Below are 19,756 nucleotides of genomic sequence, written 5' to 3' on the forward strand. Positions count from 1 at the left end.
GGGGGACAGGCTGTCGATGAGGAGACTCCAATGCGCAAGACGGGATGGAGCCGGCGAGCCGGCGTGATGATGGTGCTGCTGCTAGGGTTCCTGCTGCTGCCTGGGCTGGCGTGTGCCAAAGGTCCGGCTGGCACCGTGCTGGTGCTCGGCGACAGCCTCAGTGCTGCCCACAATATCCCTGCCGACGCCGGCTGGGTGAGCCTGCTGCAGCAGCGGGTCAGGCAGCAGTCGAAAACACCGGCGCGCATCGTCAACGCCAGCATGAGCGGGGAAACCACCGCCGGCGCGCTGACCCGCCTGCCGGGCCTGCTGGCGAAGGAAAACCCGACCGTGGTGGTGATTGCCCTCGGCGGCAACGATGCACTGCGCGGGCTGACCCCGGCGCAGGTGCAGGGCAACCTGGAAAAGATGGTGCAGGCCAGCCAGAAGGCCGGTGCCAAGGTGCTGCTGCTGGGCATCGACGTGCCGCCCAACTACGGGCCAGCCTATCGCCAGCGCCTGGCGGCGGCCTACAAGGCGCTGGCCACGCAGTACAAGGTGCCGCTGCTGCCCTTCCTGCTGGAGGGCGTGGCCCTGCAGCCGGGCATGATGCAGGCCGACGGGCTGCACCCGACCGCACAGGCGCAGCCGAAGGTGCTGGACAACGTCTGGCCGCTGCTCAGACCGCTGCTCTGAACCGTTTGTTTACCTCTTGACGGAACTTCACATCGCGTCCACCGTCGATCCGGCATGTTTCACAAAGCTGAAGTTAGAGGGAATCACATGCGTCAGACGAAGGAGACCTCCGGCTTGGTGCTGGTGGTCGAAGACAACCGCAACATCTCCGAGATGATCGGGGAATACCTGGAAGGTCGCGGCTTCGAAGTCGACTATGCACAGGACGGCCTGGATGGCTACCGCCTTGCGGCGGAAAACAGCTATGACGTCGTGGTGCTCGACTTGATGTTGCCGCGCCTGGATGGCATCGAAGTGTGCCGTCGCCTGCGCAACGATGCGCGCAAGTCCACCCCGGTGCTGATGCTCACGGCACGCGACACGCTGGACGACAAGCTCACCGGCCTCGGTTTCGGCGCCGATGACTACCTGACCAAGCCGTTCGCGATCCAGGAGCTGGAAGCCCGCCTGCGCGCGCTGATCCGCCGCGAGCGTCGCCAGGTCGGTTCGGAAGTGCTGAAGGTCGCCGACCTGGTGCTCGATCCGGTCAGCATGCGTGCCACCCGTGCCGGTACCGAGCTGCAGCTGTCGCCGATCGGCCTGCGCCTGCTGACCATCCTGATGCGCGAATCGCCGCGCGTGGTCACCCGCCAGGAGATCGAACGCGAGATCTGGGGCAACGGCCTGCCGGATTCGGACACCCTGCGCAGCCACCTGTACAACCTGCGCAAGATCATCGACAAGCCGTTCGACCGTCCGCTGCTGCATACCGTGCAGAGTGCCGGCTACCGCATTGCCGACATCGCCCAGCCGATGGCCTGAGCAGGCCCGCGCCGGTGCAGCCGCAGGCCGGGCCGGGCTGCGGCCAGGCACAAGGGCAGGGGATGACCGTCCGGCAGTGCCGCCGGTCATCGCCCGTGCATCCCAACGGCGCGGTGCGCTGCCTATAATCGCAGCGCTCTGACCGGGACCCCGCAATGCCGCACGGCCTGCCGCGCAAGATCCGTATCGCTTTCATCCTGCAGGCAGTGCTGGCCAGCCTGGGCATCCTGCTCGGTGCGTGGCTGGTTTCGCTGGTGATCAAGCACAGCCTGGTCGGCGCCGCCCTGCGCGAGGAGGCGGCGTACTTCTGGACGCTGCACGAGGCCTCGCCGGTGCAGCCGCCACCCAACACCCAGAACATCCGTGGCTACCTGCTGGAAAGCGGGCAGTCGGCCCTGTCGTTGCCGGCCAATCTGCGCAACCTGGAGCCCGGCTTCCACGAACTGCCCAAGGACGACCAGCTGGTGCTGGTCGATGTGCGCCCGGCCGGCCGCCTCTACCTGGTATTCCTGCGTTCGCGTGCGGAGATGCTGGCGTTCTGGTTCGGCATCGTGCCGGTGCTGCTGACCCTGCTGGCGGTGTATGGCGCCAGTTGGGTCACCTATCGTGCGTCCAAGCGCCTGGTATCGCCGGTGAACTGGCTGGCGCGGCGCGTCTCGCGCTGGGACCCGGGCCACCCGGAGGCGGCCGACCTGGAGCCGAACAAGCTGCCGGCGGACATGCAGGGCGAGACCCGGCAGCTGGCGGCCGCACTGCATTCGCTGGCCAACCGGGTCAGCGCGCACGTGGCGCGCGAGCGCAATTTCACCCGCGATGCCAGCCATGAACTGCGCACACCGCTGACCGTCATCCGCGTGGCCAGCGACATGGCGCTGGGCGATGACAGCCTGGAGCCGCGCCTGCGCCGCAGCCTGCAGCGCATCCAGCGTGCCGGCCGTGACATGGAGGCGGTGATCGATGCCTTCCTGATCCTTGCCCGCGAGGCCGACGTCGAGCCCCAGGTCGAGTTGTTCGACGTCAATGACATCGTCCGCTACGAAGTGGACAACGCCAACGAACTGCTGGGTACGCGCCCGGTGTCGGTGCACCTGCACAGCGATGGCCCGGTGCAGCTGCATGCGCCGCCGCGGGTGCTGCAGGTGGTGGTCAGCAACCTGGTGCGCAACGCGTGCAGCTATACCGACGAAGGGCGCATCGACGTGCATGTGCACAACGATCGGGTGGTGGTGCGCGATACCGGTATCGGCATGTCGACCGACGCACTGTCGCGGGCCTTCGAGCCGTTCTACCGCGCCGAGCCGAGCCGCCCGCAGGGCACCGGCCTGGGCCTGTCGATCGTGCGCCGGCTGTGCGATCGCTTTGGCTGGAAGGTCAGCCTGGCCAGCGAGCCGGGTCAGGGCACCGAGGCCACGGTGATCTTCCGGTAGAGGGCTTTTGCCGGGCTGCGCCCGGCACCCGCCGAGGCGACATCAAAATCAAAAGCGGGCATTCCGTGAAATGGCGGGGCGATGTGGGTTTGCAGGACACGCCGTAAACCCGTCCATGGGGGCTCGATGGCGCCATCCATGGCGCCAACGGTCCTGCAAACCCACACCGCCCCGCCTTCGACAGTTTCCCGCGATCCGCAGTAGATCCACGCCATGCGTGGATGGGGTTGCTCAATCGCACTTCACCTTCGGCGCCAGCGCCTTGGTCCAGATCGCATAGCCGGCCGGGGTCATGTGCAGCATGTCCTCGCGGAACAGCGACGCATCCGGCTGGCCGTCGGTGCCGAGCATCGGCGTGTAGACGTCGGTGAAACCGGTGTTGGGCAGCCTGGCCAGAGCTGCCTTGATCAGCGTGTTGGCCTCGTTGATCGCCGGCAGCAGGTGCGCGCGCGACGGGCTTGGCTTGATCGACAGGTACTCCACCTTCGTCTTCGGCAGGTCGCGATGCACGCGCTGCACGAAGGCAACCACATCGTCGCGCACCTGCACGGCGCTGCGGCCGCTGTTGAGGTCGTTGTCACCGGCGTAGAAGAACACCTTGCACGGTGCATACGGCACCACGATGCGGTCGGCATACCAGGTGCTGTCGCGCACTTCCGAACCGCCGAAACCACGGTTGAACACCGGCTGGCCGGGGAAGTCGGCTGCCAGGCCTTCCCACATGCGGATCGAGGAGCTGCCGATGAACTCGATGCCGCCCCGTGGCGGCGGGCTGGCCTGGTCGGCGCTGGCAAAGTGGGCCATGTCGCCGGCCCAGGCCACGTTGGAGACCTGCTCGGGCACGCGCGGCGGCTTGGCCGGGCTCAGCGCCTGGGCCAGGGGGGCGGCGGTCAGCAGGCCCAGCATCAGCAGGCAGGTACGGCGACGGGACATCAGGCGCTCCAGCAGGGAAGGGGAAAGCCATCATAGAAGCTGGGGCGGGCCGGGGCTTGCCCCTGGCAGTCCATTCACCGGGCCGGTGCCGGGATGCGGCTGGCGGCCTTGTGGCAAAATGGCGGCCATCTGCCTATCCCTGTGCACCCATGATTCCCTGCCGTGCGTCTGAGCGGTCGCTGCGCCGCGCCCCTCTTGCTGGATGTTCCACCCGTGGCTGATCAGTTCGGCCATCTGCCCCGCGGCCCGCGCCGCATCTTCCAGGCCGCCCGCTGGTCCTGGCAGGGCCTGCGCGCCGCCTGGCTGCATGAGTCCTCGTTCCGGCTGGAGGTCTACCTGCTGATCCTGCTGACCCCGGTCGCGGTCTGGCTGGGCCAGACCCCGGTCGAGCGTGCGCTGCTGATCGGATCGATGCTGTTGGTGCTGGCGATGGAACTGGCCAACTCGGCCATCGAGGCGGTGATCGAACGTTACGGCAGCGAGATCCACGAGCTGGCCGGCCGCGCCAAGGACATGGGTTCGGCGGCAGTGTTCGTGCTGATGATGAACGTGCTTCTGTGCTGGGCGCTGGTCGTGGTCCCGCATGCAATGGCCGGCAATTACGGCTGATCCCCATTCCCCCACTGCCCTGAAGAGTTTCCATGTCCTTTGAGTTCCTCGCCGACCCCAATGCCTGGGTGACCCTGTTCACCCTGAGCGCACTGGAAATCGTGCTCGGCATCGACAACCTGGTGTTCATTTCCATCGCGGTCAGCAAGCTGCCGGAAGAGCGTCGCCCGTTCGCGCGCAAGCTCGGCATCGCCGTGGCCTGCATCACCCGCATCGCCCTGCTGGTGTCGCTGGCCTATCTGGCGCACATGTCCGCCAACCTGTTCACCGTGGCTGGTATGGGCATCTCCATCCGCGACCTGGTGCTGATCGTCGGTGGCCTGTTCCTGATCATCAAGGGCTACATGGAGATCAAGGAACTGATCACCGGTGGCGAAGACGAGAACCCAGCCACCAGCAAGGCCTCGGGTGTATTCGGCATGGTCATCCTGCAGATCGCCATCATCGACATCGTGTTCTCGCTGGACTCGGTGATCACCGCCGTCGGCATCGCCGATCACATCCCGGTGATGGTCGCCGCCATCCTGCTGTCGGTGCTGGTGATGCTGCTGGCCGCCAACCCGCTGGGCCGCTTCATCGACGCAAACCCGACCGTGAAGATGCTGGCACTGGCTTTCATCCTGCTGATCGGTGCGGTGCTGATCCTGGATGGCCTGGACGTGCACGTGCCCAAGCCCTACATCTATGCCGCCATGGGCTTCTCGGTGCTGGTGGAATGGCTGAACCTGCTGATGCGCCGCCGTGCACGCGATCACCACGTGCCGGGTGCTGGCGACTGGTAATCAGATCACAGGCAAATGTGTCTCCCAGAACCCCCGGCCAGCGCCGGGGGTTCTGCGTTATGGGACCCATTGGGCTCGCCGGGCCATGCCCGGCGGGGAGGTTCCCGCCAGCTGTGAATTGAGGTCAACAGTGTTTTCCCGGGGCGAGGCTTAATCCGCGGCAGCAAAGCGCGCAGGCTACGCGCTCTTTTCCAGGACCTGCCCCACGCAGGATGACCCCATGAACTCCAGAGCCGCCTTGTTGGCCCTTGCCGTCGGCGCCTTCGCCATCGGCACCACTGAATTCGCGCCGATGGGCCTGCTGCCCGTCATTGCCGACGGCGTCGGCGTGAACATTCCCACCGCCGGCATGCTGATCACCGCCTATGCCGTGGGCGTGATGCTGGGCGCGCCGGTGATGACCCTGCTGATGGGACGGTTTGGCAAGCGCACCGCGCTGATGCTGCTGATGTCGATCTTCGTGGTCGGCAACCTGCTCTCGGCACTGGCCCCGAACTACGGCCTGCTGTTGCTGTCGCGTCTGGTCACCAGCCTCAATCACGGTGCCTTCTTCGGCATCGGTGCGGTGGTTGCCGCCAGCCTGGTGCCGAAGGACAAGCAGGCTGCCGCCGTGGCCACCATGTTCATGGGCCTGACCATCGCCAACATCGGCGGTGTGCCGCTGGCCACCTGGGTGGGCCAGCAGCTGGGCTGGCGTCTGTCCTTCGCCGGTACTGCGGTGCTGGGCCTGGTCGCGATCACCGCGCTCGGCCTCGCGCTGCCGGCATCCGCGCCGGGGCCGCGCCCGGACGTGCGCCGCGAACTGAGAGCGATCCTGCAGCCGCAGGTGCTGCTGGCGATGGCTACCACCGTGCTTGGCGCCGGCGCGATGTTCACCCTCTATACCTACGTGGCACCGGTGCTGACCGAACTGACCGGTGCCTCCAACGCCTTCATCGCGATGTCGCTGGCGCTGATCGGTATCGGCTTCACCTTCGGCAATGGCATCGGTGGGCGCATGGCCGACTGGTCGCTGGATGGTGCCACCCGCATCCTGCTGGCGGTCCTGGCCGTGTTGATGTTCGTGCTGCCGCTGGCCTTCATGAATCACGCCACGGCGGCGCTGGGTGTGCTGCTGTTCGGCGCGGCGACTTTCGCCATCGTGCCGCCGTTGCAGATCCGGGTGATGCAGGCGGCCAGCGAGGCGCCGGGACTGGCGTCGTCGATCAACGTCGGTGCGTTCAACCTGGGCAATGCCGTGGGTGCGGCGCTGGGCGGTGCGGTGATCAGTTCGGGCCTGGGCTATGCCGCGATTCCGGTGGCCGGTGGCCTGCTGGCGGCCTCGGGGTTGCTGCTGGCATGGCTGGGGCGTCCGCGCACTGCGGTGGCTGAGGCTTGCTGAGAGGGGAGGGTTTCCGGCAGGGCTGCGCCCTGCACCCGCCGAAGCAACAGCAACAGCAACAGCCTGCATTCCGTGGGTTGGCGGGGTGGGTCCGGTTGCGGGGGACGCCGTGAATCCGTCCATGGAGGCTTGGCCGCGGCATCCATGCCGCGGACACCCCTGCAATCGGACCCACCCCGCCTTCGACAGATTCCCGCGGTCTGTCGGAACGTCGTTCTGCTTTGGTAGGTGTCGACCTTGGTCGACACGAATGCCTGAAGAACCGGCTTTTGCTTTTGTTTTTTTCTTTGTGATCTTCCCGCGGTGCGCAGGAAATTGTCCGTGGCCGGGAGGGTGGGTTGGCTGGGGGCGTGAGCCGCATGGATGCGGCGATCGAGCTTACATGGACGTACTTGCAGCGCCCCCCAGCCAACCCACCCTCCCGGCCACCCCCAGAGAACCAGCAAACAACCACCGCGGAGGGGGCGGCGCCCGATGGCCGGTCTTTCACCCGAACCATGGCATGCTCGGCGCCAAGCCCACCCGGAACCTCCGCCATGCGCCTGTTCACCCGTGTCCTGCCCCTGATGCTGTTGGCCTCCCTGCTCTCCGGCTGCGGCTACAACGCCATCCAGCAGAAGGATGAAGCGGTCAAGGCCAGCTGGTCGGAGGTCATCAACCAGTACAAGCGCCGCGCCGACCTGGTGCCCAACCTGGTGCAGACCGTGAAGGGCTTCGCCAGCCAGGAAGAGCGCGTGCTGACTGAAGTGACCAACGCCCGTTCGCGTGTCGGCCAGATCAACGTCAATGCCGACGACGAAGCCTCGCTCAAGCAGTTCCAGCAGGCACAGGGCGAACTTGGCAGCGCGCTGTCGCGGCTGCTGGTGGTCACCGAGAACTATCCGGAACTGAAGTCGAACCAGAACTTCCGCGACCTGCAGGCGCAGCTGGAAGGTACCGAGAACCGGGTCACCGTCGCCCGTGGCCGTTACATCCAGCAGGTGCAGGACTACAACACCTACATCCGCTCGTTCCCGCAGGTGATCACCGCCAAGATCTTCGGCTACAAGACCAAGCCGAACTTCACCGTGGACAACGAAGCGCAGATCTCCAACGCGCCGGCGGTCGATTTCGGCAACGCGCCGCAGCAGCAGCCGGCACCGCAGCCGGGGACCTGATCGATGCGCCTGGCCTCTGCGCTGCTGGCCCTGCTGCTGTGGCTGCCGCTGGCCTCGCATGCGCAGCAGCTGGCGCCGGTTCCTGCGCTGGATTCGCCGGTGGTCGATACCACCGGCACGCTGGATGCCGCGCAGAAGGAGGCGCTGGTGCAGCAGGCGATCGAACTGCAGCAGCGCAAGGGCAGCCAGCTGCAGGTGCTGGTGGTGCCGACCACCCAGCCGGAAGACATCGCGCAGTACACCACGCGGGTCTTCGACCAGTGGCAGATCGGCCGCAAGGGCGTGGATGACGGGGTGCTGCTGGTGGTGGCCAAGGACGACCGGCGCGTGCGCATCGAGCCGGGCTACGGTCTGGAAGGCGCCATTCCCGATGCCATCGCCAACCGGGTCATCCAGGAATACCTGGTGCCGCGCTTCCGCAGCGGCGACTACGCCGGTGGCATCACCGACGCCACGGCGGTGCTGGTCAAGCTGATCGACGGCGAAACGCTGCCGGCACCGGTCAGCGGCCATCGCGGTCGGGAACCTGGTGGTGGCGGCGATACCTGGTTCCTGGCGTTGTTCATCGGTGTGTTCGCCGGCAGCATCCTGCGCGGCGTGTTCTCGCGCGTGCCGCGACCGCTGCGTGGCCTGCTGGGTGGTGCCGGTGCAGCGCTGGCGGCGTTCCTGTTCACGTCCACGCTGCTGGCCAGTGGCCTGGCAGGCGTCGTAGGGCTGATCGTGGCCATGCTCTCCGGTCATCCGGGCCGCTTTGCCGGCGGCGGCGGCTGGGGCGGTGGCAGCTGGGGTGGCGGAGGCGGCTTCGGCGGGGGCGGTGGATTTGGTGGTGGCGGCGGCTGGGGTGGCGGTGGTGGCCGCTCCGGTGGTGGCGGTGCTTCGGGGGGCTGGTGATGATCCAACGTCTATGTCGGCACGTGTTTTCGCCCTCGGTGCGGCGCGCGTTCCCGCCGGCCACACTGCAGGCGATCACCGAGGCCATCGCGGCCGGTGAGCAGCGCCATGGCGGGCAGGTGATGTTCGCAGTGGAAGCGGACCTGCCGCTGGGTGCGCTGTGGCACAGGGTGACCCCGCGCCAGGCCGCCGAGCACGCCTTTGCGCGCCTGCGCACCTGGGATACCACCCACAACAACGGCGTGCTGATCTACCTCCTGCTGGCTGACCACGCCATCGAGATCGTCGCCGACCGTGGCCTGCAGGGCCGGGTCAGCCCGGCACAGTGGCAGCGGGTCTGCACCCACCTGCGCGAGGGGCTGCGTGGTTCCCATCCGGTGGAAGCGCTGCAGGATGCCATCGACGAGGTCTCCAGCCTGATCGAAGGGCACTTTCCGGCCTCGACGCGGTCGAACGATGACGGCCTGCCCAACACGCCCCAGCTCCTTGGTTGAGCCGGGGCGGCACTGGCCCGAGAATAGGCGTTCAACCGCAAGGCACCTTCCATGATCTATTTCCACGACATCGACCCCATCGCCCTCTCGCTGGGGCCGATCAAGGTGCACTGGTACGGCATCATGTACCTGCTCGGCTTCACTGCGGCCTGGCTGCTGGGCCGCAAGCGCATCGCCGACGGGCGCCTGCCGGGGGTCGATGCCAACGGCTTCTCGGACCTGCTGTTCTACGCCATGCTCGGCGTGGTGCTGGGCGGGCGCATCGGCTTCATGCTGTTCTACGCGCTGGGCGATTTCCTGCACAACCCGCTGCTGCTGTTCAAGGTGTGGGATGGCGGCATGAGCTTCCATGGCGGCCTGCTGGGCGTCGTGGTTGCGTGCTGGTGGTGGTCGCGCCGCAACCGTCTGCACCTGTTCGACACTGTTGATTTCATCGCCCCACTGGTGCCGATCGGCCTGGCTTTGGGTCGGGTTGGCAATTTCATCGGTGCCGAGTTGTGGGGCAAGTACACCGACGGTACCTGGGGCGTGGTGTTCCCGTCCGGCCTGCCGGCTCCGCTGAACCAGCTCGACCACGCGACCCTGCAGGCGCAATTTGCAACCGGTGCGCTGAACCAGTACGCGCGCCACCCTTCGCAGCTGTATGAGGCGGCACTGGAAGGCCTGGTGATGTTCACCGTGCTGTGGTGGGTCTCGGCCAAGCCGCGTCATCGCTATGTGGTATCGGGCCTGTTCGCACTGATGTACGGCATCTTCCGTTTCGGCCTCGAGTTCGTGCGCATGCCCGACAACGGCGTCTACATCGCCTTCGGCTGGCTGACCAAGGGCCAGATCCTCAGCCTGCCGCTGATCGCCTTCGGCCTGGTGCTGCTGGTGATGTCGCGCCGCGCGCCGGTACTGCAGCCGCAGCCGCTGGTAGCTGCCGAGGGCAAGGCATGAAGGCTTACCTGGACCTGCTCTCGCACGTGCTCGAACACGGCGCCGAGAAAAGTGATCGCACCGGCACCGGCACCCGCAGCGTGTTTGGCTGGCAGATGCGTTTCAACCTGGCCGAAGGCTTCCCGCTGGTCACCACCAAGAAGCTGCACCTGCGCTCGATCATCCACGAGCTGCTGTGGTTCCTGAAGGGCGACACCAATATCGGCTACCTGAAGGACAACCAGGTGCGGATCTGGGACGAGTGGGCCGACGAGAACGGCGACCTCGGCCCGGTCTACGGCAAGCAGTGGCGCAGCTGGGCTACCGCCGACGGTCGCGAGATCGACCAGATGCAGTGGCTGGTGGACGAGATCAAGCGCAACCCCGACTCGCGCCGGCTGGTGGTCAGTGCCTGGAACGTGGGCGAGCTCTCGCAGATGGCGCTGATGCCGTGCCACAACCTGTTCCAGTTCTACGTGGTGGACGGCAAGCTCAGCTGCCAGCTGTACCAGCGCAGCGGCGACATCTTCCTCGGCGTGCCGTTCAACATTGCCAGCTACGCGCTGCTGACTCACATGGTGGCGCAGGCCACCGGCCTGGGCGTGGGTGACTTCGTGCACACGTTGGGCGATGCGCACCTGTATTCGAACCACTTCGAGCAGGCCCGCGAGCAGCTGTCGCGTGAACCGCGCGCGCTGCCGACGCTGTGGTTGAACCCGGAGGTGACCGACCTGTTCGGCTTCCAGTTCGACGACATCCGCATCGACGGCTACGATCCGCATCCGGCGATCAAGGCGCCGGTGGCGGTATGAGCGCGCGCATGCTGTCCCGGTGTCTGTTGGCGCTGTGCGCTGCGCTGCCTCTGGGCATGGCCCAGGCCGCAGCGGCGGATACACTGTCGCTGGCCAGGCAGGTCAATGAGCAGATCGTGCACAAGCACATGCGCGAGGAAGTGCAGGCGTTCGCCGGAGCATTCAACGGCAGCACGATGCTGCCCCAGGATGTTCCGGAAGGCTGCCGGGCGCAGATGCGTGAGGCGGTAACCGGCATGTACACGGCGATGACCGAGCACCTGAAGGCGGGCGTCGAGAACCCGGCGTATCAGCGTGAGCTTGAACAGGGTCTGGCCACCGTCTATTCCAACGACCAGCTGAAAGCGTTCCTGGCGCGCGGCGCCAGCGACGATATCGCTGCGCTGTCGGCAGAGATCCTGTCGGGACCGGGCCTGAAGGAGATCGAAGAGGCGCAGAAGCAGAAGATCCTCGCTGGCCTGGATGAGCAGACCACGTCCAGCCCTGCGCTGGCTGCGGCGTTGCAGGCCGCCAGTGCCGCAAACGCTGCCTGCGAACGCCTGCAGATCGACGCCAGCTGAGGAGGTGGTAGCAATGAAGCTGTCGATGATCGTGGCGCTGGACCGCAACCGTGGCATCGGCCAGGGCAATGCCATGCCCTGGCACCTGCCGGATGATTTCAAGCATTTCAAGGCGCTCACCCTGGGCAAGCCGATCCTGATGGGGCGCAAGACCGCCGAGTCGATCGGCCGCGTGCTGCCGGGGCGGACCAACCTGGTGCTGACCCGCAGCGGCCAGGTGCCATTCGAGGGCATGCGTGCGGTGGCGTCGCTGGACGAAGCGAAGTTGATTGCCGAAGGCGAGGGCGCGAGCGAGCTGTGCATCATCGGCGGCGGCGAGATCTTCCGCCAGCTGCTCGACCAGGCCAGTGACCTGTACCTGACCTGGGTGAATGCTGAAGTGCCCGCCGACACGCATTTCCCCGAAGTGGATGCGCAGGACTGGCGGGAAGTGAGCAGCGAGCCGCACCCGGCCGACGAACGCCACGCCTACGCGTTCCGCTTCGTGCACTACGTGCGCCGTTGACCGCCGCCCATCTGTAGAGCCGAGCCATGCTCGGCTGCTGTTGCCGGACACATCCCGTAGCCGAGCATGGCTCGGCTCTACAGGATTGCCTACGGCATCCGGTAATGCCCGATGATCGTGTGCTGGAACAACAGGTTCTCTTCCCGCGTGCCGCGCGCGATGTTGTGCAGCACCAGCGGCGTGCCATTGGCCAAGCGCCGGTCGGAGACGATACCCACATGCAGCAGGCCGTTGCCGTTGAGCTTCCAGGCGACGATGTCGCCGGCTGCGTAGTCGGCGGCGGCGGTGCTGATCGGCTGCTGCCAGCGCTGCCGCTCGAACCAGCGCATCAGGTTCGGTACGCGACGATGATCGATGTTGCGGTCCGGCCGTGACAGGCCCCAGATCGCCGGATAGGCACTGAAGTTGCCGCGCATGTCTTCATGCACGCGTGCCTGCAGGTCCAGGCCCTGGCTGCGCAGGGCGCGCACCACCACATCGGTGCACACGCCGCGATCCAGTGGCACGTCGCCGCCGGGATAGGCCAGCACTTGATAGGCAGGGTCGTAGCGGGTGGTGACGCCGATCTGCGCGCGCGCCGCAGCCACCAGTGGCGGCGAAGGCGCCTGTGGTGGCGTCGGTGTGCGTTCAGCGCTGTCCGCAGCCGTGGGAGCAGTCGGCGAGCCGGGCTGGCAGCCGCTGGCCAGGGCCAGCGTCAGCAGCAGCACCGTCCATGGTGCCCAGCCGTGCCGCGTCATGCCTGCGGCGGGGTGCTGTTGTTGTTGGGACCGCCGGAGCCACCACCGCCACCGCCACCACGGCGACGACGACGGCGCGGGCCGCGGTTGCCCGGGTTGGCGGCCGGAGCATTGCCGCCGCCCTGTTCCTTGCCCTGCGCCGGTGCGGCCGGGCGCTCGTGCGCCGGGCGCGCTGGCGGGCGGGCGTTGGGCACGGGTGCCGGTACATCGCGGCCTGGCACCTGCACCACGCGCAGTTCATCGGTATCGAGCTGGATCGCGGTCAGCTTGCCGCCCCAGACCGCGCCGGTGTCGATGGCGTGCACGCCCTGGGTGATGGTCAGGCCCAGCGCCGACCAGTGGCCGCAGACGACCTTGAGGTCACGCTCGACCCGGCCCGGCACTTCGAACCAGGGATACAGCCCCTGTTCCTGCGTGCCCGGCGTGCCCTTGTCCTCGATGCCGATACGCCCGCGCGGGGTGCAGTAGCGCATGCGGGTGAGCACGTTGATGATCGCGCGCGAGCGGTCGTAGCCGGACAGGTTCGGTGCCCAGCTCGGCTTGTCGCCGTACATGTTGCGGAACAGCTTGCGGTAGCCGGCGCCGTGCAGCTGCACCTCGACTTCGGCTGCATGCTTCTCGGCCATCTGCGTGGTCCACTTCGGCGCCAGGCCGGCGTGCACCATCATCCAGCCCAGCTCGCGGTCCACGTGCACCAGCTTCTGCAGGCGCAGCCAGTCCAGCAGTTCGTCGCGGTCCTCGGCCTGCACGATGCGCAGCAGGTCCGGGTTGACCTTGCGCTGTTCCTCTTCGGTGCGCGCACCGACGGCCAACAGCGAAAGGTCATGGTTGCCCAGCACCACTACGCTGTGCTCGCGCAGCGAATGCACCAGCCGCAGCGTTTCCAGTGACTGGCCACCGCGGTTGACCAGGTCGCCGCAGAACCACAGGGTGTCCTGCGCCGGGTCGAAACGGATCTTCTCCAGCAGTCGCTGGGTGACGTCATAGCAGCCCTGCAGGTCGCCGATCGCCCACACACTCATCGTTCGGCCTCCGTGTCAGTGCAGGGTACGCGGGATGGCCAGCACGAAAGGTGCGACCGGCGCGGCAAATTCGGTGCCGTCGTCGGCGACCATGTCGTAGTGGCCCTGCATGGTCCCGTGATCGGTCCCCAGCATGACACCGGACGTGTAATGGAAGTCTTCACCGGGACGCAGGCGCGGCTGCTCGCCGATCACCCCGTCACCATCGACGTGCTCGACGCGGCCGTTGGCATCGGTGATACGCCAGTGGCGTGCGACCAGGCGCGCGGCAACACGCCCCTGGTTGTGGATGCGGATCGTGTAGGCGAACGCATAGCGCCCGTCTTCCGGCGCGGATTGATCGTCGAGGAAGCGCGGTGCGACTTCGACGGAGATGGCATAAACGTCAGCGTCTTCCATACCGGCAGTGTAATCAGGAGGCATTGGCCAAAGCGATGAATTCGGCCACGTCCAGCTGTTCGGCGCGGGCATCGGGACGCACGCCGGCGGCAACGAACTGTTCGGCGGACACCACGTTGTTCAGGGCGTTGCGCAGGGTCTTGCGGCGCTGCCCGAAGGCGGCCTTGACCACCTCGGCGAAACGCTTGTGGTCGTGGATGTTGATCGTGGCCGGGTCACGCGGCACCAGCCGCACCACGGCCGAATCGACCTTCGGCGGCGGCCGGAACGCGCCCGGCGGCACCACGAACAGCGAGGTCACCTGGCAGTAGGCCTGCAGCATCACGCTGAGCCTGCCGTACACCTTGCTGCCGGGGCCGGCGGCCATGCGGTCGACCACTTCCTTCTGCAGCATGAAGTGCATGTCGCGGATCACCGCCGCATGTTCCAGTGCATGGAACAGGATCGGCGAGGAGATGTTGTAGGGCAGGTTGCCGACCAGGCGGATCGACTGGCCGGCAGCCAGCTCGGTGAAGTCCACGCGCAGCACGTCGCGGTGGACGATGGTCAGCTCGCCCAGCGGCTCGGCGGCGGCGGTCAGCGGCGCGATCAGGTCGCGGTCGAACTCGATCACCGTCAGTTTAGGATGCACGCGCAGCAGCGGCAGGGTGATCGCGCCCTGGCCGGGGCCGATCTCGACCAGGCGGTCACCGTCTTTCGGGTTGACCGCCATCACGATCTTGTCGATGTAGTGGCGGTCGGCCAGGAAATGCTGTCCAAGCTGCTTCTTGGCCGGGGCGGTGAACACCGGGCCGGAGGGGGAATGCGGGGAATTCATGCGCTCAGTGTACGTTGCCGCGCAAGCTGCGCACACAACGTCGTTGCCGCCTGCAGGCTGGAAGGATCGGCAATGCCGCGGCCGGCAAGGTCCAGCGCGGTGCCATGGTCCACCGCCACGCGCGGGTAGGGCAGGCCCAGGGTCAGGTTCACCGCCTGCTCGAAGCCCGAATACTTCAGCACCGGCAGGCCCTGGTCGTGGTACATCGCCAGCACGGTGTCGAAGCCTGCCAGCTTGGCCGGCAGGAAGGCGGTATCGGCCGGCAGCGGCCCGATCAGGTCCATGCCCTCCGCGCGCAGGCGCTGCAGCAGCGGGATGACCAGGTCCAGTTCCTCGCGGCCCAGATGACCGTCTTCACCGGCATGCGGGTTCAGGCCGAGCACGGCGATGCGTGGCGCGGGCAGGCCGAATTCGCGGCGCAGCGCAGCGTGCAGGGTGCGCAGGGTGTGTTCCAGGCCGGGCGCGGTGATCGCGTCGGCCACCTCGCGCAGTGGCAGGTGGGTGGTGGCCAGGGCCACGCGCACGATGTGGTTGGCCAGCATCATCACCACCTTCACCCCGGCCTGGTCGGCCAGCAGTTCGGTGGTGCCGCTGTAGTCGATACCGCCTTCGTTGATGACCGCCTTGTGCACCGGGCCGGTGACTACGCCGTGCAGTTCGCCGGACAGGCACGCCTGGCCGGCACCGAGCAGGGCGCCGATGACGGCGCCGGCGTTGGCCGGATTGGCCTGGCCGAAGTGGCTGGGCACGGTATTGGCCACCACACGCAGACGCAGATCGCCGGGGACGCGTGCTTCGGCGTCCTCGGGCAACAGCTGCAGGGGCAGGTTCAGCGCGGCCGCGGCCGCGCGCAGGGTATCCGGGTCGGCGAAGGCCAGCAGCCGGCAATCTTCACGCGGCTGCTGGACCAGGCGGACACACAGCTCCGGGCCGATCCCGGCGGGCTCGCCCGGTACCAGAGCGAGCTCGGGGCGCATCGGTCAGGACTGCGGCGGCGTGGCGGTGTTTTCCGCGCGGTCGCCGCTGCGGAAGCTGACGTAGGCTTCGCCACGCAGTTCCTGCAGGAAGCGGTTGTACTCGTCTTCCAGCTTGCGGCGGCCGATGGTCTCGCGGACCTGGGCACGCTGGTTGTCAGTGGTCACGTCGGTCTGGCGGGTGCCCACGCGCTGCACGATGTGCCAGCCGGCATCGGTGCGGAACGGCTGGCTGACGCCACCGTCCTGGATGCCGGACACCTGCTGGCCGAACGCCGGACCGAACGCGTCGGCCGGGAACCAGCCCAGATCGCCGCCCTGGCCCTTGCTGTTGTTGTCCTCGGAGGACTCCTTGGCCACGGTCTCGAAGTCCGCGCCACCGGCGATGCGGGCACGCAGGGTATCGATCTTGGCCTTGGCGGCAGCGTCGGTCTGGTGATCGTCCACGCGCACCAGGATGTGGCGGCCGTGGTACTCGGTGACCGTGTGCTCGCCACCGCTGGCGGCGCTGGCATCACGCACTTCCACCAGCTTCAGCAGCTGGAAGCCGCTGGGGCCGCGGATCGGGCCGACCACTTCGCCGGGCTTCATCTTTTCCATCATCTGCGCGAAGGCCTGCGGGATTTCGTCCAGGCTGCGCCAGCCCAGGTCGCCGCCTTCCAGCGCGTTGGGGCTGTCCGAATAACGCACGGCGGCGGCGTTGAAGTCCAGCTCACCCTTGTCCAGCAGGGCCTTCACGCCTTCGGCCTTCTTCTGGCCGGTGGCGATCTGGTCGGCGTTGGAGCCGTCGGGCAGGGCGATCAGGATGTGCGCCAGGTGGTACTGGTTGCCAACCGTGGCCTGCTGCTTCAGGGCGGCGTCGACTTCGCCCTCGCTGACGCTGATGCGGCTCTGCGCGAAGCTCTGGCGCAGGCGCTGCACGGTGATTTCATCGCGCACCGAAGCGCGGAAATCGTTGAAGTCGATGCCGTCGTGGGCTAGGCGCTGGCGCAGTGCATCCAGGTTCGAGCCGTTCTGCTGGGCGATGGCATTCATCGCCTGGTTCAGCTCCTGGTCGCTGACGCGGATGCCGCTGCCCTGGGCGCGGGCCACCTGCAGCTTGACCAGCACCAGGCGCTCGAGCACCTGGCGGCTGAGTACGTCTTCCGGCGGCAGCTGGTTTTCACGGCCGGCGTACTGCGCCTTGATGTTGGCGATCGCACGCTGGAGCTCGCTCTGCAGGATCACGTCCTCGTCGACGACGGCGGCGATGCGGTCCAACGGCTGCGCCTCCTGCGCGAGCACCTGCAGGGGGGCGGACACGCTGGACACCGCCAGCAGGGAGGCGAGAAGAACGGGGAAGCGCTTGGTCATGGGATCTGATTCGGATCGTAGTCATCCCGGGTCGCCCCGGTGTTGCTGGGCGGCACGAGATAGAGGTCGTCGCGGTTGTAGCCGAGGATAGCACGGCGCAGCGTACGGTCCGTGTCCTGGCCGATGGAGCTGAGGCCCTTGAGGACGAACTCCAGCTGGATGGAATTGTTCATGTCGCCTTCGCGGTTGCGCACGTAGCGGCGGGCCACTGCACGCACGGCCAGGCAGCAGCTGTCCCACTGCACGCCGGCGATGATCTCCAGCGGTTCCTTGTCCTGCAGTGAGTAGTAATACCGGCCCACCAGGCTCCAGCGCGCATTCAGCGGGTACAGGAACGACAGGTCGGCCTGCTCCAGCAGGGTCCGGTCATGCTTGTTGGCGGTTGCCGGGGCGCCGGCATTGATGCGGTAGCGGTAGCTGAGGTTGATCACGCCATCGTTGGGCATCAGATAACGGGCGCGGACGCTGGCCAGATCCTCGCGCTTGTACTTCGGGTCCCACTGGTAGGTGGCGCCCAGGGTCCAGCGGTCGTTGATCATGTAGTTGCCGTCGGCGATCCACGCCGACTTGCCCTTCTCCACCGGCGCGCCGCCCGGCGTGGTGCTCACCCGCGATTCGTCGAAGTACTGGATCTGGCCGATCGCGGCCGAGAAGCGTTCCTTGCCGGTGGTCTGGTCGATGAAGCGGGTGCCCAGTGCCAGGGTCAGCTGGTTGGCATCGTTCTGGCGGTCGGCGCCGGTATAGCGCGAGTCGCGGAACAGCTGGCCCCAGCTGAAGGTGAAGTCACGGGTGTCGAAGATCGGCAGCTCGTCCTGGTTGCGGTAGGGCGTGCGCAGGTAGAACAGGCGCGGCTCCAGGGTGTGCAGGAACGACTTGCCGCGGATGGTGGTCTCGCGGTCGAAGAACAGGCCGGCATCGAGGCTGCCGATCGGCAGGCTGCGGCTGGGCGAGGTATTGCCGCGCAGCTGCTCGGGCGTGGCGGTGTTCGGATCGATGCCCTGGGAGGTGAGCACGGTACGGCGGACACTGCCGGCCAGGCCGCGATCCAGGTCATAGGCGGTGTAGCGGTAGGCCAGGGTCGGGGTTACGTACCAGGCTGCGCCACTGATCGGGAACGACACGTAGGGCTTCACGTCCAGGCGCGAGCCACCGAACATGCGCTGCACCTGCCCGTTGCGGGTGTACTGCAGGTCGGTGCCGGCACTGGCGTCGTACTTGAAGTTGACGTCGTCGTGGGTGAAGCGCACCGCTTCGGTGTAGATGCCGGTTTCCAGCCACGGCAGCACCGGCTTGTTCCAGTTGAAGAACAGGCGTGGCTCGCGGTTGTAGGGCAGGGCGCGCTCGTCGAGGGTGTAGTCGGTCAGCTGCCAGCGGTCGGCCATGATGCCGGCCGTCCAGTTCTGGCCGGTGCCGTACAGGCCGATGGTGCTCTGCAGGTTGGAGGCGGTCACCCCCACCAGGCGGTTGGCGAAGTCCTCGACATAGCGTTCGTCGCTCACCCAGGCCAGGTTGGCGCGGGCCTGCCAGTGGCTGTTCACGTTGTGGTAGCCGTCGAACATCACCCGGCCGCGGTCGCGGTCGCGCAGCTTGTCGTTGGGCATGTAGCTGGTCAGCACCTCGCCACGGCCGCCGTTGTAGAGGTAGCGGAACTCATTGTCGAGCAGCAGGCCGCGCCGGCTCATGTAGCGCGGGGTCAGGGTGTCGTCGTAGTTCGGCGCCAGATTGAAGTAGATCGGCTGCGCGTAGTCGACACCGTTGCGGCCGGACATGCCCAGCTGCGGGAACAGCAGGCCGGTCTTGCGACGGTCATCGATCGGGAACTTGAAGTAGGGCGCCCACAGCACCGGCACCTTGCCGATGCGAAGCACGGCGTTGCGGGCCGTGCCGAAGCCTTCGTCGTTGTCCACTTCGATCTGCGGCGCCGACAGCTTCCATACCGGCTGCGACGGGTCGCAGGTGGTGTAGGTGGAGCGGTGCATCTGGCCGACCGCGCCCTGCAGGTCGACCGACTCGGCATCACCGTTGCCCCGGCGCGACACCAGCTGGTACTTGATGTCGGAGATCTTGTGGGTGTCGCTTTCCTGGTTGCCTTCGGCGCGCTTGGCGACCATCCGGATCGACCCGTCCTGGTAACGGACATTGCCGTCGGCGATGTAGTTGCCGGTCTCGGTGTCGAAGCTGAGCTTGTCGGTACCGACGAACTGGTCACCCCGGCGCAGCGCCACGTTGCCCTCGTACTGCGGCACCGTGGTGGTGCCCAGCAGCTGGTCGCCTTCGATGTCGGTCGGCTGGTTCTCGCGGGCGGCTGCGGCAGCAGCCTTGTCCTGGGCCGGGACCGGGGTGGGGGCGTCGGTGAACGCGGGAATGACGTCGGTGGCCGGGCACAGGCCCCAGTTGAGCGGCTTATCATCGGCCATCGCCGGCAGGCTGATGGCGATGCTCAGAGGCAGGGGAAGCAGGCGGAGGGCTCGGCGCACGCGGTTCGGATTCGGGCGAAAACGGACGGTAG

21 protein-coding genes are annotated in these 19,756 nt (G+C 67.1%); 13 read left to right on the forward strand and 8 right to left on the reverse strand.

The features are described 5' to 3' along the window. Nucleotides 1-30: 30 nt before the first annotated feature. The 3 genes from ACZK45_RS03305 to ACZK45_RS03315 all read left to right on the forward strand — a co-directional run bounded on the left by ACZK45_RS03305 (nucleotide 31) and on the right by ACZK45_RS03315 (nucleotide 2,903). Nucleotides 31-675 (forward strand): arylesterase, encoded by a 645-nt coding sequence (locus tag ACZK45_RS03305; protein WP_004144386.1) that lies wholly within the window; start codon nucleotides 31-33, stop codon nucleotides 673-675. An 87-nt stretch (nucleotides 676-762) separates the two neighbouring features. Continuing rightward, nucleotides 763-1,476, forward strand: a complete 714-nt coding sequence (locus ACZK45_RS03310) for a response regulator transcription factor (protein ID WP_002811889.1) — start codon at nucleotides 763-765, stop codon at nucleotides 1,474-1,476. A 155-nt stretch (nucleotides 1,477-1,631) separates the two neighbouring features. Next, complete coding sequence (locus ACZK45_RS03315) at nucleotides 1,632-2,903, forward strand: sensor histidine kinase (protein ID WP_125895539.1); 1,272 nt, start codon at nucleotides 1,632-1,634, stop codon at nucleotides 2,901-2,903. Between the two features lie 231 nt (nucleotides 2,904-3,134). On the opposite strand, the gene ACZK45_RS03320 is transcribed toward ACZK45_RS03315, so the two are convergent. Further along, a complete protein-coding gene (locus ACZK45_RS03320; RefSeq protein ID WP_423164315.1) occupies nucleotides 3,135-3,836 on the reverse strand; it encodes an SGNH/GDSL hydrolase family protein in 702 nt (233 codons plus the stop codon). 213 nt (nucleotides 3,837-4,049) lie between these two features. On the opposite strand from ACZK45_RS03320, the gene ACZK45_RS03325 reads away from it, so the two are divergent. The 10 genes from ACZK45_RS03325 to ACZK45_RS03370 all read left to right on the forward strand — a co-directional run bounded on the left by ACZK45_RS03325 (nucleotide 4,050) and on the right by ACZK45_RS03370 (nucleotide 11,945). Further along, entirely contained in the window at nucleotides 4,050-4,445 is a 396-nt protein-coding gene (locus ACZK45_RS03325; RefSeq protein WP_032129924.1) for a diacylglycerol kinase, read from the forward strand. A 32-nt stretch (nucleotides 4,446-4,477) separates the two neighbouring features. Beyond that, nucleotides 4,478-5,227, forward strand: coding sequence for a TerC family protein (locus ACZK45_RS03330; RefSeq protein ID WP_004144462.1), 750 nt, complete (start codon nucleotides 4,478-4,480; stop codon nucleotides 5,225-5,227). Between the two features lie 220 nt (nucleotides 5,228-5,447). Next, a complete protein-coding gene (locus ACZK45_RS03335; RefSeq protein ID WP_032129923.1) occupies nucleotides 5,448-6,608 on the forward strand; it encodes an MFS transporter in 1,161 nt (386 codons plus the stop codon). A gap of 536 nt (nucleotides 6,609-7,144) precedes the next feature. Beyond that, nucleotides 7,145-7,765, forward strand: a complete 621-nt coding sequence (locus tag ACZK45_RS03340) for a LemA family protein (RefSeq protein WP_032130538.1) — start codon at nucleotides 7,145-7,147, stop codon at nucleotides 7,763-7,765. A 3-nt stretch (nucleotides 7,766-7,768) separates the two neighbouring features. Next, the gene (locus ACZK45_RS03345; RefSeq protein ID WP_180838332.1) at nucleotides 7,769-8,656 is read left to right on the forward strand and encodes a TPM domain-containing protein; all 888 of its coding nucleotides are present in this window, start codon (nucleotides 7,769-7,771) and stop codon (nucleotides 8,654-8,656) included. Beyond that, nucleotides 8,656-9,150, forward strand: a complete 495-nt coding sequence (locus tag ACZK45_RS03350) for a TPM domain-containing protein (protein WP_125895695.1) — start codon at nucleotides 8,656-8,658, stop codon at nucleotides 9,148-9,150. Before ACZK45_RS03345 ends, ACZK45_RS03350 begins: the two co-directional genes overlap by 1 nt. Nucleotides 9,151-9,201: 51 nt before the next feature. Then, complete coding sequence (gene lgt, locus ACZK45_RS03355; protein WP_125895694.1) at nucleotides 9,202-10,089, forward strand: prolipoprotein diacylglyceryl transferase; 888 nt, start codon at nucleotides 9,202-9,204, stop codon at nucleotides 10,087-10,089. Continuing rightward, a complete protein-coding gene (locus tag ACZK45_RS03360; protein WP_121504902.1) occupies nucleotides 10,086-10,880 on the forward strand; it encodes a thymidylate synthase in 795 nt (264 codons plus the stop codon). Before lgt ends, ACZK45_RS03360 begins: the two co-directional genes overlap by 4 nt. Nucleotides 10,881-10,888: 8 nt before the next feature. Beyond that, nucleotides 10,889-11,440, forward strand: a complete 552-nt coding sequence (locus tag ACZK45_RS03365; protein ID WP_032129921.1) for a hypothetical protein — start codon at nucleotides 10,889-10,891, stop codon at nucleotides 11,438-11,440. 13 nt (nucleotides 11,441-11,453) lie between these two features. Continuing rightward, on the forward strand, nucleotides 11,454-11,945 hold the full coding sequence (locus tag ACZK45_RS03370; protein ID WP_125895693.1) for a dihydrofolate reductase: 492 nt from the start codon (nucleotides 11,454-11,456) through the stop codon (nucleotides 11,943-11,945). Between the two features lie 89 nt (nucleotides 11,946-12,034). Here the strand turns inward: ACZK45_RS03370 and ACZK45_RS03375 are convergent, their stop codons facing one another. Genes ACZK45_RS03375 through lptD form a run of 7 tightly spaced genes read right to left on the reverse strand, consistent with a single transcriptional unit; the run spans nucleotide 12,035 to nucleotide 19,724 of the window. Then, nucleotides 12,035-12,682: a DUF1287 domain-containing protein gene (locus tag ACZK45_RS03375; protein WP_180838333.1), complete on the reverse strand. Its 648-nt coding sequence runs from the start codon at nucleotides 12,680-12,682 to the stop codon at nucleotides 12,035-12,037. Continuing rightward, nucleotides 12,679-13,704 (reverse strand): symmetrical bis(5'-nucleosyl)-tetraphosphatase, encoded by a 1,026-nt coding sequence (locus tag ACZK45_RS03380; protein WP_121504905.1) that lies wholly within the window; start codon nucleotides 13,702-13,704, stop codon nucleotides 12,679-12,681. Before ACZK45_RS03380 ends, ACZK45_RS03375 begins: the two co-directional genes overlap by 4 nt. A 15-nt stretch (nucleotides 13,705-13,719) precedes the next feature. Continuing rightward, nucleotides 13,720-14,103, reverse strand: coding sequence for a Co2+/Mg2+ efflux protein ApaG (gene apaG, locus ACZK45_RS03385; RefSeq protein WP_005412297.1), 384 nt, complete (start codon nucleotides 14,101-14,103; stop codon nucleotides 13,720-13,722). A gap of 13 nt (nucleotides 14,104-14,116) precedes the next feature. Beyond that, the gene (gene rsmA, locus ACZK45_RS03390; protein ID WP_049460910.1) at nucleotides 14,117-14,920 is read right to left on the reverse strand and encodes a 16S rRNA (adenine(1518)-N(6)/adenine(1519)-N(6))-dimethyltransferase RsmA; all 804 of its coding nucleotides are present in this window, start codon (nucleotides 14,918-14,920) and stop codon (nucleotides 14,117-14,119) included. Beyond that, the gene (pdxA, locus tag ACZK45_RS03395) at nucleotides 14,917-15,897 is read right to left on the reverse strand and encodes a 4-hydroxythreonine-4-phosphate dehydrogenase PdxA (protein ID WP_125895689.1); all 981 of its coding nucleotides are present in this window, start codon (nucleotides 15,895-15,897) and stop codon (nucleotides 14,917-14,919) included. Before pdxA ends, rsmA begins: the two co-directional genes overlap by 4 nt. 3 nt (nucleotides 15,898-15,900) lie before the next feature. Then, nucleotides 15,901-17,247, reverse strand: a complete 1,347-nt coding sequence (locus ACZK45_RS03400; RefSeq protein ID WP_032129906.1) for a peptidylprolyl isomerase — start codon at nucleotides 17,245-17,247, stop codon at nucleotides 15,901-15,903. After that, entirely contained in the window at nucleotides 17,244-19,724 is a 2,481-nt protein-coding gene (gene lptD, locus ACZK45_RS03405; RefSeq protein ID WP_478445448.1) for an LPS-assembly protein LptD, read from the reverse strand. The genes ACZK45_RS03400 and lptD overlap by 4 nt, the downstream gene beginning before the upstream one ends. Nucleotides 19,725-19,756: the final 32 nt, after the last annotated feature.

The organism is Stenotrophomonas sp. 63632_Sma (assembly GCF_056482875.1).

Excerpts from the sequence above, each read along its gene's own strand:
- ACZK45_RS03305 (WP_004144386.1), top strand. The coding sequence starts at position 31 with ATGCGCAAGACGGGATGGAGCCGGCGAGCCGGCGTGATGATGGTGCTG.
- ACZK45_RS03310 (WP_002811889.1), top strand. The coding sequence starts at position 763 with ATGCGTCAGACGAAGGAGACCTCCGGCTTGGTGCTGGTGGTCGAAGAC.
- ACZK45_RS03315 (WP_125895539.1), top strand. The coding sequence starts at position 1,632 with ATGCCGCACGGCCTGCCGCGCAAGATCCGTATCGCTTTCATCCTGCAG.
- ACZK45_RS03320 (WP_423164315.1), bottom strand. The coding sequence starts at position 3,836 with ATGTCCCGTCGCCGTACCTGCCTGCTGATGCTGGGCCTGCTGACCGCC.
- ACZK45_RS03330 (WP_004144462.1), top strand. The coding sequence starts at position 4,478 with ATGTCCTTTGAGTTCCTCGCCGACCCCAATGCCTGGGTGACCCTGTTC.
- ACZK45_RS03335 (WP_032129923.1), top strand. The coding sequence starts at position 5,448 with ATGAACTCCAGAGCCGCCTTGTTGGCCCTTGCCGTCGGCGCCTTCGCC.
- ACZK45_RS03340 (WP_032130538.1), top strand. The coding sequence starts at position 7,145 with ATGCGCCTGTTCACCCGTGTCCTGCCCCTGATGCTGTTGGCCTCCCTG.
- ACZK45_RS03345 (WP_180838332.1), top strand. The coding sequence starts at position 7,769 with ATGCGCCTGGCCTCTGCGCTGCTGGCCCTGCTGCTGTGGCTGCCGCTG.
- ACZK45_RS03350 (WP_125895695.1), top strand. The coding sequence starts at position 8,656 with ATGATCCAACGTCTATGTCGGCACGTGTTTTCGCCCTCGGTGCGGCGC.
- lgt (WP_125895694.1), top strand. The coding sequence starts at position 9,202 with ATGATCTATTTCCACGACATCGACCCCATCGCCCTCTCGCTGGGGCCG.
- ACZK45_RS03360 (WP_121504902.1), top strand. The coding sequence starts at position 10,086 with ATGAAGGCTTACCTGGACCTGCTCTCGCACGTGCTCGAACACGGCGCC.
- ACZK45_RS03365 (WP_032129921.1), top strand. The coding sequence starts at position 10,889 with ATGCTGTCCCGGTGTCTGTTGGCGCTGTGCGCTGCGCTGCCTCTGGGC.
- ACZK45_RS03370 (WP_125895693.1), top strand. The coding sequence starts at position 11,454 with ATGAAGCTGTCGATGATCGTGGCGCTGGACCGCAACCGTGGCATCGGC.
- ACZK45_RS03375 (WP_180838333.1), bottom strand. The coding sequence starts at position 12,682 with ATGACGCGGCACGGCTGGGCACCATGGACGGTGCTGCTGCTGACGCTG.
- ACZK45_RS03380 (WP_121504905.1), bottom strand. The coding sequence starts at position 13,704 with ATGAGTGTGTGGGCGATCGGCGACCTGCAGGGCTGCTATGACGTCACC.
- apaG (WP_005412297.1), bottom strand. The coding sequence starts at position 14,103 with ATGGAAGACGCTGACGTTTATGCCATCTCCGTCGAAGTCGCACCGCGC.
- rsmA (WP_049460910.1), bottom strand. The coding sequence starts at position 14,920 with ATGAATTCCCCGCATTCCCCCTCCGGCCCGGTGTTCACCGCCCCGGCC.
- pdxA (WP_125895689.1), bottom strand. The coding sequence starts at position 15,897 with ATGCGCCCCGAGCTCGCTCTGGTACCGGGCGAGCCCGCCGGGATCGGC.
- ACZK45_RS03400 (WP_032129906.1), bottom strand. The coding sequence starts at position 17,247 with ATGACCAAGCGCTTCCCCGTTCTTCTCGCCTCCCTGCTGGCGGTGTCC.